Genomic DNA, 13,346 nt, shown 5'->3' with positions numbered 1-13,346 from the left:
CGTCTGACGCGCTCACCCAGCACCGCCCAGCACCACCCCACCACCGCCCGGACCGGAGCACCTGGAGGACCCGCGATGAGCACCACCACCGTCGACCATCCCCCCGTGCCCGGTCCGGGCGCCCCGGACGCCCCCGTCGCAGCGGCTCCCCGAGCCGCGAGCCTCGGGGGCGCCTGGCGGCGGTTCCTGCTCCGCCGCGCCGGCGGCCTCGTCGTCAACCTCGCGCTGCTCGTCCTCGTGACCTTCCTGATCGTGCAGCTCATCCCTGGCGATCCCGCCACGGCCATCGCGGGCGACACGGCGTCGCTCGCACAGGTCGAGCTCGTCCGGCACCAGCTCGGCCTCGACCAGCCGCTCCCCGTCCAGCTCTGGCACTACGTCGCAGGCGTTGTCCAGGGCGACTTCGGGGACTCGTACAAGTACCGCGCACCGGCCATGGACATCGTCATGACCGCCGTGCCGTACACGCTCACCATCACGATCGTCGCCGTCCTGCTCCTGCTCGTCCTCGGACTGGCGCTCGGGATGACCGTCGGCGTCCTGACCCGCGGCGACCGCCACCGGTGGCTCGACGTGACGTTCACCGCCGTCACCGGCCTGATCTCCTCGATCCCGACGTACGTCCTCGCCACCGGGTTCGTCGTCGTCTTCGCGGTCCTGCTGCACGTGCTGCCGCCGGCGTACTCGCCGGCCTACGACTTCGGGGCCGCCGCCGTGCTGCCGATCGCCTCGCTGACCGTCGGCGGCACGTGTTCCGTCGCCCGCATCGTCCGCCGGGAGACCGCGGTCATCCTCGAGCAGGACTACATGCGCACCGCACGCGGCTGGCGACTGCCGGCACTGTCGATCTACGCGAAGCACATGCTGCCGAACCTGCTCACCACCGCGCTGACGCTCTCCGGCATCATCCTGACCGCCCTGCTCGGCTCCGCGCTGATCACCGAGGCGGTCTTCGCCTGGCCCGGCCTCGGCGGCGTGATCGTCCAGGCGATCGCGGTCGACAAGGACTACCCGGTGATCCGTGCCGCCGTCTTCGTGATCGGCCTGATCTCCCTCGTGATCACCCTGGTCATCGACATCATCCTGGGTCTCATCGACCCGCGCACCCTCGGAGAGAAGCGTGGCTGACACCATCACCGCCGTCCGCGCCGCCACCGTCGACCGGCCCGCGCGGCCCCGGGCGTTCGCGTGGAACGCCGGCCTCGTCGTCGGACTCGCGATGTTCGGCCTGATCCTCGTCGTCGCCGTCGTCGCACCGTTCGTCCTCGGTTCCCAGGCGACCGGGATCGGCGGCACCGCCGGACTCGGGTCGACCGCCGAACACCCGCTCGGCACCGACACCCTCGGCCGGGACATGCTCGCCCGCACGCTCGTGGCCACCCGCGCGACGGTGCTCATGGCGCTCGCCGCCACGGCGCTGTCGGCCGTCGTCGGCATCGCGCTCGGCATCGGCGTGTGGCTCGCCCCGCGGCGGCTGCGCGAGTTCGGGCTCCGTGCGATCGAGTTCGCCGTCAGCTACCCGACGATGCTCGTCGCGATCATCGTCGCCGCGATCCTCGGACAGGGCATGGTCCAGGTGGTGGTGGCCATCGCGGTCGCCAACATCGCCGGGTTCGCCCGACTGACCGCGAACCTCGCCGCGAAGATCTCCACCAGCGAGTACGTGACGACGGCCCGGCTGATGGGCGTCCCGGCACACCGCGTCGCGGTCCGGCACGTGCTGCCGAACATGGCCGAACCGACCCTCATCCTCATCGCCGGCGCGTTCTCCGGCGCGCTCGTCGAGATCTCCGGCCTGTCCTTCATCGGCCTCGGCGCGCAGACCCCCGCGTTCGACTGGGGCACCCTGCTCAACGACGGCCTCGACCGCATCGTGGTCAACCCCGTGGTCATCGTCGGGCCGGCGGTCGCCCTGACGTTCGCGTCGCTCGCCGCCCTGCTCGTCGGGGACGGGCTCGCCGCCGCGGCGAACCCCCGGTCGAACACGACCCGCGCCCGGACCACACGGGCGACCGGGGCGCCGACGCTCGCGGCCGAGGAGGACGCGGTGCTCGTCGCCGACGGCATCTCCGTGCGGCACGGCGCGAGCGGACGCCCGCTGGTGGACGACGTCTCGTTCACCATCCGTCGCGGCGAGGTGCTCGGGATCGTGGGCGAGTCCGGTTCCGGCAAGTCGCTCACCGCCTCCGTCGTCGCCAAGCTCCTCGGCGAGGGGCTCGAGGCGTCCGCCCGACGGCTCGAGCTCGGCGGGGTGGACCTGCTCGGCCGGGTGCCCGACCGCGTGCTCGCCTCGCGGATCGGCCTGGTCTACCAAGACCCCGGCACCGCCCTGAACCCGGCGATGGTGCTCGGCATCCAGCTGTCCGACGTGCTGCGGATGCGCCTGCGCCACAGCCGGCGCGACGCGCTGCGCCTGCTCACCCAGGGGTTCCGGGCGGTCAAGCTCACCGACCCCGAAGGACGCCTGCGGCAGTACCCGCACCAGCTGTCCGGCGGGATGAAGCAGCGCGCGATGATCGCGTCCGCGATGAGCACCAAGCCGGACCTGCTCATCGCCGACGAGCCGACCACCGCGCTCGACGTGACAGTCCAGCGCGAGGTCCTCACCGTGCTGAAGCGCATGAACGAGGAGTCCGGGACCGCCGTGCTCTTCATCTCGCACGACCTCGGCGTCGTCCGCGCGCTGTGCGACCGGGTCCTCGTGATGCGGAACGGCGCGATCGTCGAGCGTATCGACGACGTCGCCGGCCTGTCGCCGGAGACGGTCGACCACCCCTACACGAAGCAGCTGCTCGCGGCCACGCCGGTCGTGACGGTCCCCTCGGAGCAGACGGAGGCGCACGCGTGACCGACACCACCACGACCCGCCAACCGGCCGCGACCGACGTCGACCCGATGATCGACGTCCGCGCGCTCGACGTCGCGTTCGGGTCGACGACCGTCCTGCACGGCGTGGACCTGCGCCTCGAGCGCGGCCGCACCGTGGGCATCGTCGGCGAGTCCGGCTCCGGCAAGTCCACGCTCGCCAAGGTCCTGGTGGGCACGGTGAAGCCGGCCGCCGGCAGCGTGACGGTCGACGGCGTCGACCTCGGCTCGGCACACCGGTCCGCGCTGCACGCCGCACGGCGCCGCATCCAGATGATCCCGCAGGACCCGTACTCGTCGCTCTCCCCGCGGCGCACCGTGGCGCAGACCCTGGCCGAGGCGATCGACCCGATCCGTCCGCGTGTGGCCACCCACGAGGACGTGATCAGCGGCTGGCTCGAACGCGTCGGGCTCTCGCCGGACATGATGCACCGCTACCCGCACGAGTTCTCCGGCGGGCAGCGGCAACGGATCGCGATCGCCCGCGGGCTCGTCATCGACCCGCACCTGGTGATCGCCGACGAGATCACCTCGGCGCTCGACGTGTCGGTGCAGGCCCAGATCCTCGAACTGCTCGCGGGCATCAAGGAGTCCCTCGGCCTGACGATGGTGTTCATCTCGCACAACCTCGCCGTCGTGCAGCGCGTCAGCGACGAGGTCGTGGTGCTGTACCAGGGCGAGGTGGTCGAGTCCGGTCCCGTTGAGCAGATCTACGCCGACCCGCAGCACTGGTACACGCGACGGCTGCTCGACGCGGACCCCGGCTCCGCCCGCTTCAGCCTGACCGGCTGACCGATCACGGAAGGTCGCGACAGTGGCGGCACGACTCCCGACGACCCCGCACGCCCCCGGTGTGCTCCGACTGGTCGGCGCGACCCTCGTCGACGGCACCGGCGCACCGCCGCGCGCCGACGCCGAGGTCGAGCTGCACGACGGCGTCGTCACGTACGCCGGCCCACGACGCGCCCCGGCACCAGGCGTCCCGGTCGCCGACCTCACCGGCACCTGGCTGCTGCCCGGCTTCATCGACACGCACGTGCACCTCAGCATGGTGCCGACCACCCCGGAGGAACAGCGGGCACGGTTCCCCGAGGAGGACGTGCTCGAGGTCGCCGAGGTGCTCCGCTCAACGCTGCACGCCGGTGTCACCACCGCACGGGACCTCGACGGCCTGACCCCCGGGTACCGGAACGCCGTCGCCCGCGGCACGGTGGTCGGCCCGCGCCTGCACCTGGCGATCGCGATGCTCTCGCCCACCGGCGGGCACGCCGACCCCGTCCGGCCGAACGGCTCGCTCCCGGCGTGGGCGGTGCGCTCGGGGATGCCCGAGCCCGGCGTCGTCGACACCGACGAGGACGTCGTCCGCACCGTCCGCACCCTGCTCCGCACGGGCGCCGACGCGATCAAGGTCTCGACATCCGGCGGTGTCGGGTCGCCCACGGACGACCCGGACGACGTCGGGATCACCGAGGAACAGGTCCGCCTGGTCGTCCGCCTCGTCGGCGAACGCGGTGGTCGCCCCGTCACCGCGCACGCCCTGACCGACGCAGCCGCACGAGCGGCCGTGCTCGGTGGCGCGTCGAGCATCGAGCACGGGTACGACCTCAGCGACGACACCATCGCCCTCATGGTCGAGCGCGGGACCGCGCTCGTCCCCACGCTCAGCACGCTGCTCCGCGAGCTCGACCCGGCCACGGCCTCCGAAGCGCGTCTGCGCCACCGCGCCGCCCTGCACGAGCGCGGACTCGACAGCGTCCGCCGCGCCGTCGCCGCCGGGGTCCCCGTGGCACTCGGCACGGACGCCGGCGTGCATCCGCACGGCCGCAACCTGGCGGAGCTCGCACGACTGGTGCAGGTCGGTCTGTCACCGCTCGCCGCCGTCACGGCCGGCACCCTCCAGGGGGCGCGGCTCCTCGGACTGGAGGACCGGCTCGGCTCCGTCGAGCCCGGCAAGGTCGGCGACGTGGTCGTCTCGGGCGTCGACCCGCTGGTCGACGTCGGCGCGCTCGCCGACGCTGCCAGCGTGCGCGCGGTCCTGCAGTCCGGACGCGTGGTCAAGGACCTCGACGGCCTGGTGACCACGGCCTCCTGACCGTGGTCACCGCCGGTCGCTCAGGCGACCGCGGCGATCGCGCGCTCGATGACCGCGACGACCCGTTCCGGGGCGGCGTGGGCCACCGCGTGGCTGGTGTCGACCTCCTCGGTGTCGGCGCCCATGCGTGCGACGAAGTCGCGCTGGATCTCCGGCAGCAGGTGGCGGTCGCTCTGCGCGACCAGGTACCAGCTCGGCCGCGTCGCCCACGCGGGCTCGCCCGTCGGCTGCTGGAACGCGGCGTCCGCGGTCACGCGGTGCTCGTACCGCGCGGCGCGCAGGACGTCCTCCGGGACGTCCCACGCGAGCGCGGCCCGGGACTCCTCGTCGTCGCGGGTGATCCACTCGCCGTCCGGGCCGCGGTGCGTGTACCGCGACACGAGGGCGGGTTCGCGGCGTTCGACGATCGCGGAGACGGACTCGCCGGCGTCCGGGGCGAAGGCCGCGACGTAGACCAGGCCGACGACGCGCTCGTGCGTGCCGGCGTTCGTGATGACCGCGCCGCCGTACGAGTGCCCGACGAGCAGCACCGGACCGTCGACCGCGTCCACCAGTGCGCGCACCGACGCCTCGTCGTCCCGCAGCGACGTCATGGGGTTGTCGGCGAGCGTGTAGGCGATCCCCCGAGCCCGCAGGAGGGGTGCGACGGAGGACCAGGCCGACGGCGACCCTCCGGCGCCGTGGACCAGGACGACGTGCACCGCCGGGGCGCTCACAGGTCGACCGCCGCGACGAGGGGGAGCAGGACGGTCGGGGCGGGCGCGGCCTCGCGTCCGGCGAACGGCACCGGCTGGCACACCATCAGGTAGTCGCCCGGTTCGACAGCGGACAGGTCGGCGTTCTCCAGGATCACGACACCCGCATCGCAGAGCGCGACGTGCGTGGGCCACGCCTCGGTGTGGGCGGGGGCCTCCATCGTCATGTAGTCGATGCCCGCGAACCGCACCCCGTGCTCGACGAGCCACGCGGCGCCGCTCGGTCCGAGGCCGACCCACGTGTCGGAGCGCACGTTCCGCGTCAGCGCGTCGGTCGAGTTCCGGGTGCGGAAGAGCACGCGCTCGGCACCGGCGGCTCCGGCGTCGGCCAGGTCCTCGGCCGTGATCTCCTCGGCGACGTGGCGGAGGTCGAGGACGCGGACCGGACCGACCACGCTGTCCAGCGCGATCTCGTCGACCGTCGCCGCTCCGGGGACGAAGTGCGACGGGGCGTCGACGTGCGTGCCGGTGTGGGCGCCGATCAACCACCGGGAGACGTCCGAGGGGTACCCGTCCGCGATCTCCTCGACCATCTCGAAGGTCGGCCGACGGCCCCAGTGCAGCATCTCGGTGTGGATCGGGATGTTGATGTCGATCGCGTCGGTCATGGGTCCCTCCGGGAACTGCGGCACAATGGATTCGGTTTCAAACAAATTGTATCCAATACGAGTCGAGGAGCAAGCATGGTCCGATCGGTCCGCGACCTGGTGCCGGACGAGCTCGCGCTCGTGGGTCACCCGCGTCGGCTCGTCCCGCTCGTGCTCGGGTGGGAGCCCATCCCCGAGTCGATCTCCCTGCGCGGGGGCGACCCCGCCCGGTTCCTCCTCGAACCGGTGACGGCCGTCGCCGTGGTGTTCGACGAGGGCTGGGTGCTCGTCGACGGCGGGTTCGACCTGGACCGTGTCCGGGACCCCGAGCAGCGTGCGGCGCACTACGACCACGAGAGCTACACCGCCGTCGTGCCACCGGGTGACGCCCTGGCCGAGGGCGTCGCCGCCGCTGGGCTCGGATGGGACGCGCTCGCGGCGTGCGTGATCTCGCACGTGCACCTCGACCACACCGGTGGCCTCCGCCTCGTCGCTCCGGGGACGCCCGTCGTGCTGCAGCGCCGCGAGTGGACGTGGTTGCGGAGCGGGATCGGGCGGCGGGAGACCGTCGTGGTCGACGACGTGCTCGCCGCCGACGTCCGCGTGCTGCTGGTCGACGGGGACACGGACCTCGCGCCGGGTCTCAGCGTGCTCGACACCCGCGGGCACACCCCGGGTCACCAGTCGGTCCGGGTCGACCTGCCGGACCGTTCGGTGGTGCTGGCGTGCGACGCGGCCGACCTCGAACGGAACCTGACCGAGCGGACGCCGTGCGGGTGGGTCGGCGTCGGCGGCGACGAACCCGACGCCCAGCGGTCCGTCGACCGGCTGGCCGATCTGGCGGGGCTGCCCGGCGTCGAGGTCTGGCCGGGTCACGATCCTGCGTGGGGGCCGTGGGTCCGCGGCTCGTCGAGCTGACCCGGGGGCATGCTGGTCCCGTGAGCCACGACGAGAAGGAAGCGGACGACGTTCCGCGTCGATTCCGGAGGCTGCGGTTCAACCCGCTCCGTGACGTCCTCCCCTGGGTCGCTGTCGTGGTCGGCCTCGTCGTGACGCTCAGGGGAGCGTTCGGCGTCACCCGACACGACGGTCCACAGCAGTTGCTGATCGGTACCGGTCTCGTCCTGATCGGTGTGATCGTCTTCCTGGTCAACCGGTGGCAAGCGAGGCGGGGCCACTGAGTCGATCGCGGCAGCGCGCGCGACCCATGGATCCGCGGAGCCGTACTTGCCGCCTCGGCCCGCGCCGTGGGAGTTTGGCCGGATGGACGCTGCCGCCGGACGGGTGCCGACCCTGACCCTGTTCTGTGGCCTGCCGGGATCGGGGAAGTCCACGCTGGCCCGTCGCCTCGAAGCGGCAGGCGTGGGCGTGCGGCTGGCGACCGACGAGTGGCAAGCGGCCGTCGGCATCCCGCACGCCGACGGTGCGTTCCACGAGCGCCTCCAAGCGCTGCTCTACCGGCATGCGCTCGTCCTCCTGCGAGCAGGCGTCGACGTGATCCTCGAAGACGGTCTCTGGATGGCGCACGAACGGGCATCGAAGTTCGCGGACGCCCGCTCGACCGGGGCGAGGATCAGCCTGCACGTCTTCGACACCGACCTCGACACGCTCTGGGCCAGGATCGAGCAGCGCAACACCGCGGCTGCCGCCGACACCGCCCCCATCAGCGAGGCCGAGCTCCGCGCCGCATGGGACGTGTTCGAACCAGTCCGAGATGACGAACTCGCCGCAGTCGACGAGTACAGCCGACACCGTGGCGGTCTGGGCTGATCAGTCGTGCGCCGTCGTACGCTCGACGCGTGAGCGATCCGAGAGAACCTCTCCTCCGTGAGGAACACGGCGCCGGGAACTGGGCTGCTGCCACGCAGCTCGCCAGGGTGCTCGTCGAACGAGGACCGATCGTCGTCGGCGCGTCGGTCCAGGCCGGCCTGGCCGGGCTGAGCATCCTCTTCTTCGCTCTCGGCACGTCCCTGGCGGCACTCGAGCCGTCGCCGTGGCAGGCGATCGTCAGCGGTGCCGGGTGCACCGTCGCTCTGCTCGGCTGGCTGTGGGCACGTCGGCACGACGGCTTGGAACCGCTCCTCGCCAGCGGCGAGCAAACTCCCGCGGCACTTCTCGATCGCGATCAACGGCGCGCCCTCCGCTCGCAGATGCGCGGGAGGACCGCGCCCACTCCGCAGTCGGTGGAACTCGTCGACCTCCTGACTCGTCGACAGCGAGCATCGGCGAGGAACACCTGGCCGACGCTCATCGGGTTCGGAGTCGCCCTCGTCGGCGCAAACCTCACATCCGGGATCCTCCTGCTCGGCTTCCTCGGGGTCGGCGTCTTCATCGCGGTCGTCAGCTGGATCGGGCGACGTCAGTGGAACCGAGTGCGTGCAGCGATCTCGCGAGTTCCTCGCGATCGACGCGAGGACGGCTGAGACTGTCTGACGCCGACGGGTCCCGATGCGCACCACCGTCTCGGGAGCTCGGGCGACGACGGAAGGATCCCCGACCATGCGACCACTGATCCTCTCTGGAGGCCCGGCTGTCGGGAAGACGACCTGCGCTCGGGCTCTCGCGGTCAGCCAGGAGCGAGCCGCGTACCTCGACGGCGACGACATCCGTCAGCTCGTCGTCAGTGGAGCCGCGACGCCGTGGTCTGGTCCGGAAGGTCAGGCGCAACACGAGCTGGCTGCCCGCAACACGGCGGCACTTGCGCGGAATCTGCTGGCGGACGGGTTCACCGTCACAGCATCCGATGTGGTGACCGCGGAGGTCCTGCCCGTGTACCGCGCGCAGTTGCCGGAGTGCTTCATCGTGCACCTGGCGATCGGCCTCGACGAAGCTCGCGCACGAGCGACCACCCGCCCGATGTACATCACGGACGAGGAGTTCGAGCTGCTGCACCGGATCACCGCCACTCCTCCCGCGGTGGACCTGGTCATCGACGTCACGGGCATGACCGTGGAAGAGCAGGTCGACCGGATACGTGACGCTTGGGCGGGAGCCGCGCCCGGCGTCCGGTAGCGGATCGGCTATCGGGCGCTTGAACCGCTACTGCCGCAAAATGAAGAGCGCCGCGGCGGTCGTGGCCGTCAGCGCGACCGCCACGGCTATCGCCATACGGAGCACTACGCTTCGGCTCCAGGAAGGGGCCGCCAGGGCCACGAACGTGATGAGCCCGATGAGGGTCAACCAGATCCAGGGCTGGCTGAGCAAGTACCCCTCCAGCCCTTCATCGGCGGAGGCACCGGCAGAGTTGCCCCAGTTGGCGAGCCAGGCGATGAAGGCGAGTACGGCGTTCGTGGCAATCGCGACGGGAACCGTCCACAGGAGATGCCAGCCGGCACGATTGCGCGCCGGAGGAACTGTGCTCTGCGAGGTGGCGCCGTGGTCGTCCATCATTATTCAGTCCGTCCGTCGAGGCAGCTGCTGTCCGTCACGTGAGTCACACGACCCTGCTCACAGCATGGAGTCGACGCCCCCGTTTCGTCGTTCCCCACTGTTGGGGGCGCCGCTCAGCAACGATCGCGCTACATCGCTGATCGGCCCAGCCCAGCCGAACCGAAGCGGAGCTGACGAGTCGCACCAGACGATCCCCTGGTGAATCGGGTTAGGCCGTCGACGAGGGTCAACCTCGTGAGCGTCGCGCGATCCCCAGCGCGACGGACGCAAGCCCGGCGACGAGCGCGACGACCAGCACTACGAAGCTCGCTCCGTGAATCGTCGGGTTGATGATCCATACAAGCAGCGCGAACGCGATCACGACGACACCAATCACGACAAGACTTTGAGCAGACATGGGGGCGAGTCAATCAGGATGAGCGCCGTCCCAATAGCCGATCGGCTTTCGGACAGACGCTCGATCCGGCAGCCTGCACAGCCTTCGCGCGAGTCTGCAGCAGGTGCAAATGGTTGGTTGTGGGCTCTGCTGATGTTGCCGGTTGTCGTCGCCCTGGGTTCTACCGAGACCGCCGCAAGCGGCTGTGACCGTTCTGCGACCGGAGGACGGACAAGCTCACGGCGAGGCCTCCTTCGCCGCCGCGCGAATCGAACTCAAAAGGGACTGCTCGAACTCCGACAGAACCGGGTCGGGCGCGGACAGGCCACCCCGCCGAGCCCTGACGATCACGACCTCAGAGTCCCCATGCGGTGTCTGGCGGAACGCGAGCGAGATGACCTCGACGCGAGGAATCAAGACGCCCGAGCGTTGCGTGATTGTCGCCCCCCCGTCGTCGAGCTCGGAGACGGATGCGCGCGGAATCCGCGCCACGGCAGCCCTCACGACGCTGGGCACATCCCGCAGCGCCACGTCGACGAGCGTGGAACCCCTCACGGCTGTTGTCACGTGTTCACCCAAGCACGTTGTCCCGTTGTCGATCGATGATCGGACGCCGATGCTGGGGAGTTGGATGCAAGCATGCTGTCCCGCCTCCCGCCTCGCGTACTCGGCCTTGCGATCGGCGCCGGAGCGTTGGCTGCCGGGCTCGTCATGGCGCTTCTCGGAGCTGTCCTCGGTGCGGACTACCTCGGGCTCGTGGCGGCGGGGCTGGTCATCGCTGCGACGGGATTGCTCCTCGCGGTCGCGGGAGCGATTGGCTTTGCACTCCATGGGCCCACCCGACCCGAGCGTGAGTGAACGAAGCGGAGATGAGTTGCTGATCGGGTCCGGACGGTTCGCAGTCTGCTGACGCAGTGCTCGCTGTGACCGTGTGAGCATTCCACGGCGCGTCGGGTTCTGGCATTGTCGAGCCGTGCGCCCGTCGACGATCCTCCTCGCCGCCATCACCGTCGTCTTCGGTGTCGCGACGATCGTCCTCGCGGTCCTGATCGGCACCGACGGAGGACGGGCTTTGTCGACCGAGCTTCGTCTCGGCATTCTCATCACATTCGGCTTCGGCGTTGCCTGCGTCACCACCGAGGTCAACCACCGCCGGCGGGCGCGCCTTCGGCAGAAGTCCGAGACCCATCCCGGCACCGCGTTCGTCACCGCGCATGCGACAGAAGCGACGGCCGCCGACCTCTCGGCTTGGAGCCCGAGGCTGCGGGTCTGGTTCCCGTGCGACCTCGGTTTCGACCGGACGGGGATCACGAGCTGGCCGACCCGGAACGACGGGCAGCGGACACCGATCGCCCTCCGTTCGGAGGTGCTCGGCTTCGATGTGTTCAGCGAGCCCACGCCGCGCGGCGTCGCGTACAGATGGGGGATCGTGGTCCACCTCGCACCCAGAACATCGGGGCCCGGAGCGGTCCACTTGTGGGTGGCCGACGACCAGCCGGCGCAGGACGAGTACGCGATGCGCCGGACGATCGGTCGGATTGAAGCTGCGCTCGGCACGACCCACTGACCAAGCCCGCGCAGTACGGGGGCGCCGCGCTCGGCGCGAAATCCGCCGGAGAATTCGCCAGCTACGGCGGCTGCTCGGCAGCCTTCCAACCGACTTCGGCGTCGGAGGCAAAGGACGTTGGTGGATCTGCGTCGGGGTCTCTTGCAATCAGGACACTGAGGGGCGCAGTGAGCTCGGTTTTCCATCCATCGCCGGCGTCTCCGCCATCGGAGGTGCCGCTTGTAGCCTGACCGAACATCGTTCAACAGTTGCGACGACCCGTTGAAAGCACCGATCCGCTACCGGACAGGCGGAGCTGTCCACACCGCTCGATATCGCCAGAACAGTGAGCGCCGCATCCTGAACCCTGGAAGCACTCGACTCGCGACCGCGTGGATCTCTTCGAACGTGAGCGACGGCATCGTCGTCGGCGCCGTCATGTTCTCCGGCGGCACCACCGCGCGGTGAGGGTGAAGGACCACGCCGATGCCGGCATTCAAGAGAACCGAGGCGAGTGAGCAGGGAAGGTCTTTCGGCGTCTCGCGGGCGAGGCCGACGATGACGAGTCTTCCGCCTGGCCGTAGCAACGAGCGTGCCGCTTCGAGGGCCGGCGCAAGCGGAAGATGGTGGAGCGACGCCACGAAGGTCACGAGGTCATAGCACGGGTCTTCCTGGACTGTGAGGTCGAAGGGTTCTTCTCGAACGGTGACGTTCCGGAGGCCGTTCACGTTCACACGAGCCAGCGCCGCGGACCGGGCGTCTGGTTCGAGGCCGACGACTGCTCCCCCACACTGCGCGAGTCGCCTGATGAGCGAGCCGGTTCCGCACCCAACGTCAAGAACCGTGGCCGCTCTACCCACCCGCCGTGCATGCCAGAGCACGAACGGCGCGTACGCGTCGTTGTGGGACCAGGGATGCCCATCGCTGAACCGCCCCAACTTCGAAAGCAGCCGCATCCCCGTCTTGTTCATGGGCGCAGCGTATCCGCGACCGAGACCGAGGAGCCCGCTCACGATCTGGCATGCGCTGGTGACGACCTCGATGGACTCGAACGGCAGGCAGAGCACTGCGGCGCGGACACGGCACCCGATCAGCCCAACGCGAGGTGGGTCGTGATGCTGGATCCTGCGGGGTACCGGTTCCGCTTGACGCCGTTCACCCGGTGGTGCCCGACGGCTCGGGAGGCTCAGCGCTCGTCGAGATCCAGAAACGCTGGAACACTCGCCCGGCGGCGTCGGTCACCTCCTTCTCGAACCGACCGCCACTGCCCTCGATCACACGCCGGGAGCCGACGTTCTGCGCGTCGCAGGTGACCAGCACTTCAGCCAGACCACGATGGTGAGCGATGGGGAGGACGCCGCGGAGCGCGCGAGTGGCGAGTCCTCGGCGTCGGGCACTCGGGCGGACGCTGTAGCCGATGTGGCCGCCGTAACGGCGGAGGAAGTCGTTCAACTCGTGACGGAGCGCGATGCTTCCCAGGTACTCGTCGTCCTCGACCATCCAGTAGTAGCTGCAGGTGACGAACCCCTCTCCCGCAGGAACGTCCTCCTCGGCGCGGAGCTGCATCACCCATCGAGCGAATCCGCCTTCGGTCGCCAACAGGGCTGCGTCCCGGATACCGGCACCGTCCTGGTGCTCGCCCTCCCACTCGAGCATGGACTGCTGGAACGATCTGAAGAGCCGTTCGGACGGCCGCTCGAGCTGCATCCAGTGATCCTAGAGCTGACTCGGTGGC

The 13,346-nt window shown here is 70.4% G+C and carries 17 protein-coding genes and 1 pseudogene; 11 read left to right on the top strand and 7 right to left on the bottom strand.

Features of this window, described 5'->3' with window-relative positions; all coding sequences use genetic code 11:
- Positions 1 to 75 precede the first annotated feature (75 nt).
- The 4 genes from ACIPJY_RS07275 to ACIPJY_RS07260 are packed head-to-tail and all read left to right on the top strand — an operon-like array spanning position 76 to position 4,957.
- A complete protein-coding gene (locus ACIPJY_RS07275; protein ID WP_400465979.1) occupies positions 76 to 1,128 on the top strand; it encodes an ABC transporter permease in 1,053 nt (350 codons plus the stop codon).
- Positions 1,121 to 2,848: a dipeptide/oligopeptide/nickel ABC transporter permease/ATP-binding protein gene (locus tag ACIPJY_RS07270; RefSeq protein ID WP_400465982.1), complete on the top strand. Its 1,728-nt coding sequence runs from the start codon at positions 1,121 to 1,123 to the stop codon at positions 2,846 to 2,848. The genes ACIPJY_RS07275 and ACIPJY_RS07270 overlap by 8 nt, the downstream gene beginning before the upstream one ends.
- A complete protein-coding gene (locus tag ACIPJY_RS07265) occupies positions 2,845 to 3,657 on the top strand; it encodes an ABC transporter ATP-binding protein (protein ID WP_400465985.1) in 813 nt (270 codons plus the stop codon). The genes ACIPJY_RS07270 and ACIPJY_RS07265 overlap by 4 nt, the downstream gene beginning before the upstream one ends.
- Positions 3,658 to 3,679: 22 nt before the next feature.
- Entirely contained in the window at positions 3,680 to 4,957 is a 1,278-nt protein-coding gene (locus tag ACIPJY_RS07260) for an amidohydrolase family protein (protein WP_400465988.1), read from the top strand.
- 20 nt (positions 4,958 to 4,977) lie between these two features.
- Here ACIPJY_RS07260 and ACIPJY_RS07255 read toward each other — a convergent pair whose 3' ends face one another.
- Entirely contained in the window at positions 4,978 to 5,673 is a 696-nt protein-coding gene (locus tag ACIPJY_RS07255; RefSeq protein ID WP_400465991.1) for an alpha/beta fold hydrolase, read from the bottom strand.
- Positions 5,670 to 6,320, bottom strand: coding sequence for a cyclase family protein (locus tag ACIPJY_RS07250; RefSeq protein WP_400465994.1), 651 nt, complete (start codon positions 6,318 to 6,320; stop codon positions 5,670 to 5,672). The genes ACIPJY_RS07255 and ACIPJY_RS07250 overlap by 4 nt, the downstream gene beginning before the upstream one ends.
- 75 nt (positions 6,321 to 6,395) lie before the next feature.
- On the opposite strand from ACIPJY_RS07250, the gene ACIPJY_RS07245 reads away from it, so the two are divergent.
- The 5 genes from ACIPJY_RS07245 to ACIPJY_RS07225 all read left to right on the top strand — a co-directional run bounded on the left by ACIPJY_RS07245 (position 6,396) and on the right by ACIPJY_RS07225 (position 9,311).
- Entirely contained in the window at positions 6,396 to 7,217 is an 822-nt protein-coding gene (locus tag ACIPJY_RS07245) for an N-acyl homoserine lactonase family protein (protein WP_400465996.1), read from the top strand.
- 20 nt (positions 7,218 to 7,237) lie between these two features.
- On the top strand, positions 7,238 to 7,480 hold the full coding sequence (locus ACIPJY_RS07240; RefSeq protein WP_400465999.1) for a hypothetical protein: 243 nt from the start codon (positions 7,238 to 7,240) through the stop codon (positions 7,478 to 7,480).
- 82 nt (positions 7,481 to 7,562) lie between these two features.
- Complete coding sequence (locus ACIPJY_RS07235; protein WP_400466002.1) at positions 7,563 to 8,069, top strand: AAA family ATPase; 507 nt, start codon at positions 7,563 to 7,565, stop codon at positions 8,067 to 8,069.
- Between the two features lie 29 nt (positions 8,070 to 8,098).
- Positions 8,099 to 8,722 carry a hypothetical protein gene (locus ACIPJY_RS07230; protein ID WP_123655215.1) on the top strand — a complete coding sequence of 208 codons (624 nt, stop codon included), beginning with the start codon at positions 8,099 to 8,101 and terminating at the stop codon, positions 8,720 to 8,722.
- A gap of 76 nt (positions 8,723 to 8,798) precedes the next feature.
- Positions 8,799 to 9,311 carry a hypothetical protein gene (locus ACIPJY_RS07225; protein ID WP_400466005.1) on the top strand — a complete coding sequence of 171 codons (513 nt, stop codon included), beginning with the start codon at positions 8,799 to 8,801 and terminating at the stop codon, positions 9,309 to 9,311.
- Positions 9,312 to 9,338: 27 nt separating this feature from the next.
- On the opposite strand, the gene ACIPJY_RS07220 is transcribed toward ACIPJY_RS07225, so the two are convergent.
- From ACIPJY_RS07220 to ACIPJY_RS07210, 3 genes are all read right to left on the bottom strand, one after another.
- Positions 9,339 to 9,689, bottom strand: coding sequence for a hypothetical protein (locus ACIPJY_RS07220; protein WP_400466008.1), 351 nt, complete (start codon positions 9,687 to 9,689; stop codon positions 9,339 to 9,341).
- A 226-nt stretch (positions 9,690 to 9,915) separates the two neighbouring features.
- Positions 9,916 to 10,086: a hypothetical protein gene (locus ACIPJY_RS07215; RefSeq protein WP_400466011.1), complete on the bottom strand. Its 171-nt coding sequence runs from the start codon at positions 10,084 to 10,086 to the stop codon at positions 9,916 to 9,918.
- Between the two features lie 216 nt (positions 10,087 to 10,302).
- Positions 10,303 to 10,896: a hypothetical protein gene (locus tag ACIPJY_RS07210; RefSeq protein WP_400466014.1), complete on the bottom strand. Its 594-nt coding sequence runs from the start codon at positions 10,894 to 10,896 to the stop codon at positions 10,303 to 10,305.
- Between the two features lie 142 nt (positions 10,897 to 11,038).
- On the opposite strand from ACIPJY_RS07210, the gene ACIPJY_RS07205 reads away from it, so the two are divergent.
- Entirely contained in the window at positions 11,039 to 11,632 is a 594-nt protein-coding gene (locus ACIPJY_RS07205; RefSeq protein WP_400468161.1) for a hypothetical protein, read from the top strand.
- A 278-nt stretch (positions 11,633 to 11,910) separates the two neighbouring features.
- Here ACIPJY_RS07205 and ACIPJY_RS07200 read toward each other — a convergent pair whose 3' ends face one another.
- Positions 11,911 to 12,582 carry a class I SAM-dependent methyltransferase gene (locus tag ACIPJY_RS07200; protein ID WP_400466020.1) on the bottom strand — a complete coding sequence of 224 codons (672 nt, stop codon included), beginning with the start codon at positions 12,580 to 12,582 and terminating at the stop codon, positions 11,911 to 11,913.
- Here ACIPJY_RS07200 and ACIPJY_RS07195 point away from each other — a divergent pair.
- Positions 12,481 to 12,702 (top strand): annotated as a pseudogene (locus ACIPJY_RS07195) (hypothetical protein); the annotation flags it as partial. The gene ACIPJY_RS07200 and the pseudogene ACIPJY_RS07195 overlap by 102 nt on opposite strands.
- Before the next feature lie 64 nt (positions 12,703 to 12,766).
- Here the strand turns inward: ACIPJY_RS07195 and ACIPJY_RS07190 are convergent.
- Entirely contained in the window at positions 12,767 to 13,318 is a 552-nt protein-coding gene (locus ACIPJY_RS07190) for a GNAT family N-acetyltransferase (RefSeq protein WP_400466023.1), read from the bottom strand.
- Positions 13,319 to 13,346: the final 28 nt, after the last annotated feature.

This window comes from Curtobacterium sp. NPDC090223, from assembly GCF_044746585.1.
Classification (GTDB): domain Bacteria; phylum Actinomycetota; class Actinomycetes; order Actinomycetales; family Microbacteriaceae; genus Curtobacterium.
The sequence above is the reverse complement of the archived record's forward strand: the minus strand, read 5'-3'. Positions and strand labels throughout refer to the sequence as shown.

Excerpts from the sequence above, each read along its gene's own strand:
- ACIPJY_RS07250 (WP_400465994.1), bottom strand. The coding sequence starts at position 6,320 with ATGACCGACGCGATCGACATCAACATCCCGATCCACACCGAGATGCTG.
- ACIPJY_RS07245 (WP_400465996.1), top strand. The coding sequence starts at position 6,396 with ATGGTCCGATCGGTCCGCGACCTGGTGCCGGACGAGCTCGCGCTCGTG.
- ACIPJY_RS07215 (WP_400466011.1), bottom strand. The coding sequence starts at position 10,086 with ATGTCTGCTCAAAGTCTTGTCGTGATTGGTGTCGTCGTGATCGCGTTC.
- ACIPJY_RS07275 (WP_400465979.1), top strand. The coding sequence starts at position 76 with ATGAGCACCACCACCGTCGACCATCCCCCCGTGCCCGGTCCGGGCGCC.
- ACIPJY_RS07225 (WP_400466005.1), top strand. The coding sequence starts at position 8,799 with ATGCGACCACTGATCCTCTCTGGAGGCCCGGCTGTCGGGAAGACGACC.
- ACIPJY_RS07235 (WP_400466002.1), top strand. The coding sequence starts at position 7,563 with ATGGACGCTGCCGCCGGACGGGTGCCGACCCTGACCCTGTTCTGTGGC.
- ACIPJY_RS07200 (WP_400466020.1), bottom strand. The coding sequence starts at position 12,582 with ATGAACAAGACGGGGATGCGGCTGCTTTCGAAGTTGGGGCGGTTCAGC.
- ACIPJY_RS07210 (WP_400466014.1), bottom strand. The coding sequence starts at position 10,896 with ATGGAGTGCAAAGCCAATCGCTCCCGCGACCGCGAGGAGCAATCCCGT.
- ACIPJY_RS07220 (WP_400466008.1), bottom strand. The coding sequence starts at position 9,689 with ATGATGGACGACCACGGCGCCACCTCGCAGAGCACAGTTCCTCCGGCG.
- ACIPJY_RS07190 (WP_400466023.1), bottom strand. The coding sequence starts at position 13,318 with ATGCAGCTCGAGCGGCCGTCCGAACGGCTCTTCAGATCGTTCCAGCAG.